The following is a 3,595-nucleotide window of genomic DNA, read 5'->3' on the forward strand; positions in this document are numbered from 1 at the left end:
GACGCTTGTCTGTCGGGTGAAATAAGTCCGTGTAGCGCGACTCTCAGTCTCGCAAAAAAGCACGCGCGCCATCCGCTTTCGCCTGACCATCTTTGAGACAGTATGCCTCTCGCATGATGGTTTGCAAGACAGCGACCTTGCCGCATACCGCCGGCGAAATCAGCGCCGCACTGCTCGGGCACGTGTGCGCCGTCATCCGCTGAGCCGGCTTTGTCCGACACCCACCCGCAGAATCACAGCCCCTTTTTGATCATGTATTTCAACAAGTCCGCCACGCGGTTGCTGTAGCCCCACTCGTTGTCGTACCAGCTCACCAGTTTGAAAAAGCGCTTGTTTAGTTCGATGCCCGAACCAGCATCATAGATCGAGGAGGCCTGACAATGAATGAAGTCCGTGCTGACAACTTCGTCCGTGGTGAAGTCAAGGATGCCTTTCAGATACGAGTCGCTTGCGCGCTTCATTGCCGCGGTGATTTCCGTGTAGCTGGTGTCCCTGGCAGTGCGAACCGTCAGGTCGACGCACGAGGACGTTGGCGTCGGCACGCGGAACGACATGCCGGTCAGTTTGCCTTTGACCTCGGGGCAAACAAGGCCGACCGCCCTGGCCGCGCCGGTTGTCGAAGGAATGATGTTGATGGCCGCGCTGCGCCCGCCTTTCCAATCTTTCTTGCTCGGACCATCGACGGTCTTTTGAGTCGCCGTATAAGCGTGAATCGTCGTCATCAAACCCTCCTCGATGCCGAACCCTTCCTTGAGCAGCACGTGCACGAGTGGCGCGAGGCAGTTCGTCGTGCAGGATGCGTTTGAAATGATATGATGTCTCGTGGGTTCGTATTTTTCATGGTTGACGCCCATCACGACTGTGATGTCTTCACCTTTCGCCGGTGCGGAAATGATGACTTTCTTCGCGCCCGCAGCGAGGTGGCCTTTCGCCTTTTCGGCATCGGTGAACAGGCCCGTGGATTCAATGACGATATCGACTCCCAGTTGGTTCCAGGGCAATTCCGCAGGCGTCCTGGCGCTGACGACCTTGATCTCCACGCCGTTGACAATCAGGACATCGTCCTCCGGTTTGTCAGCGGCGGATTTGCGTGACCCGACGCTGCCGTTAAAGCGGCCTTGCGTGGAATCATACTTCAACAGATAGGCCAGGTTGTCAGCCGGGACAATGTCCCCGACGGCGACGACCTCGACCTCTTTCCCCCCCGCGGCGCCGATGTTCTTGCCGATCAATCCTTGTTCCACCATGGCGCGGAAAACCAGCCGGCCAATCCGTCCAAATCCATTTATCGCTACTTTGACTGCCATAATTCTACTTTCTCCAGTTTAAGTTAAAAAAGACCAGGCGCCGCATGTTAATGCGCAAGCCTTGACCGTCAACGAGAATCCTGGACACGCCGGTTACCCCGTGCATCTTTTCAGGGCTTCTCACTTGCGGACGTGACCAGCAAGTCGTCGAAACGAACTGGTGTGGTCGCATACGGGCTGGCCCAAATAGAAGCCTTGCCCGCAACCGGCTGTTCTTTCTCGTCGAAGGTGACCATCCACGCGCCCGGCTCCTTGCCGCCATCCACCCACACTTTGCCTTCGACGCTCCAATCGCCGTCTGTTACCTTGCGCACTCGCAACCGGAGCGTCGTCCATGTCCCCGACCGCCACTCGAATGGAAGGCTTGCTTTGACTTCGTCTCCGCGGTACAGCTCGACGGCCTTTTTGGCCGGCGATACCTGAAGACGGTAAGCGGCCGAGCCCTGTCCGTTCAATCCCACGGCAAATGTTGGATACCGACGTCCTTTGTTGGTCCCGAATGCGCGGGCAGAGACGGTGATTCCCTCCTTTTCTGTCGGGCCGAACAACACTCCGAAAGTGTCGAGCGGGGCGCCTGGCAATTCGAGGAACTTGTTCCCCTCTTCCTCCTTCACTGCGAACCGGCCGTCGAGCACCAGGAAATCATCCGGGACTTTGCCGGTATCCGCCTTCTGAAAATCGTTTTGATAAAGTATTCTTGTCCCCTGCGCGGTGAGATTCACCGCGACTGCGCATCCCATCGCAAAAAAACAAAACCATTTGTTCATACATCCAGCCTTCCGCTCAAGTTTTACTCGTTCCGCAGCGCGTCGAGCAGGCGGCCACGCAGAGCAAACGCCGTAGCAATCCATGTCCACAAGGTACCGCTGATGCACACCGCCGCAAGCGTAAGCCCCAACGAAGCATACGGTACCTCCGCACCTGGTGAAAGCACTGACGGCAATACCGCCACGAGCGCGGAGGCCGTGCCGATCAACAGCCCCAGGAACAGCAGCGCACCGTGCTCGCTTACGATCAGCCATCTTAGCGCGCGAGCCCGGTAACCAACCGCCAGGAGCAGGGCGAGTTCGCCGCGTCTTTCAAGAACATTGCGCAGGACCACCACGCCAACTCCCGCGCTGCCAAGCAGCAGGCCCAGCCCGCCGAGAATTTGAAACGTGCTCAAGTAAGTGTTTTGCACCGCATTAAACGCTGCCAGCCGTCGCACCGCCGGCGTGATCTCGAAGCCGTGATTCCGCAACGCGCGGGACAGGGACGCCGATGCAGCCTCGACGCGGTTCGAGGGAGCGTCGATCAGGAACATTCGATACCCGCCTTCTGACGGGAAACGCTCGACAAATTGATCCTCGGCGATGATCAGGTTGCCTTGCAGAATGGAATTGGCCACTGCGCCCACAAGCCTGATTTTGAACGACCGCCCGCGCTCGTCAGTGTAATCGAGGGTGTCGCCAATCTTCTTACCCATCGCCCATGTAATCGAAGCCTCGTCGCCGATCGCAGGAATTGAGGGGTCGATAATCGACGGAGTTTTGATTGAACCCACCCCACCCATCGCCGAATGAACAGAAGGATCGAGGATGAGCCAGGGATTCTTGGGAGAAATGTCTCGAATGGTTTTTGCAAAAGTGAATGCGTTGCGCGCCGCGAGCAATTCCGGTTTCACGCCTAGCAACCGCGGTTTTTGCGCGTGGTTCAGGTTCAGACAGCTGGCCTCGTCGCCGTCGCGCACGCGGAACGGCACGAATGAAACCGCGGCCAGATCCTGTTCGTTCAACCCAAAAAACTCCTGCCCGGTCCTGGTGTTCAGATCCTGCGCGACCGGCACGGTGGATTCGCCGACCAGGGCAAATCCTCCTGTTCCCGACGAGCGTTTCCCGGCGCCGCCGACTTCCAGGCGAAACACGCCAACGCTCGCGATAAGGAAACTGCCACAGGCCAGAAGCCCGAGCGTGGCAAGACTCCGTTTGCGCCGGCGCGCGGCGTTGCGGACGCTCATGCCCGCGATCGTGATTTTCGCGCCCGCGTCAGAACGTGAAAGCGTCGTGAGCCAGGCGGAAGAAAACGCGACCCCGGAGGACAACAGCAATGCACCAGCGCTGAAAAAAAGTTCGGCGTTGGACGTGTCCTTTTTCCAGAGAGCCCAGCCAACCGACGCGAGCGCGGCGAACGCCGCCGCCACGCCAAGCAGTTTCGCCCGCCCGGGTTTTCGAAAGCGGAAATTTGAAAAATCAAACGCGGCGCCACCCTCCTCGGACAGCAGTTCTCGCGCGGGCTGCCGCGCTTGTTTG

3 protein-coding genes are annotated in these 3,595 nt (G+C 58.6%); all 3 read right to left on the reverse strand.

Annotated elements, in window-relative coordinates:
* Positions 1-233: 233 nt before the first annotated feature.
* Positions 234-1,307 (reverse strand): type I glyceraldehyde-3-phosphate dehydrogenase, encoded by a 1,074-nt coding sequence (gene gap / locus VN887_19095; protein HXT42123.1) that lies wholly within the window; start codon positions 1,305-1,307, stop codon positions 234-236.
* Positions 1,308-1,417: 110 nt separating this feature from the next.
* A complete protein-coding gene (locus VN887_19100) occupies positions 1,418-2,074 on the reverse strand; it encodes a hypothetical protein (GenBank protein ID HXT42124.1) in 657 nt (218 codons plus the stop codon).
* 23 nt (positions 2,075-2,097) lie between these two features.
* On the reverse strand, positions 2,098-3,595 hold a 1,498-nt coding region (locus VN887_19105), incomplete at its 5' end, for an ABC transporter permease (protein ID HXT42125.1).

Source organism: Candidatus Angelobacter sp., from assembly GCA_035607015.1.
Classification (GTDB): Bacteria; Verrucomicrobiota; Verrucomicrobiia; order Limisphaerales; family AV2; genus AV2.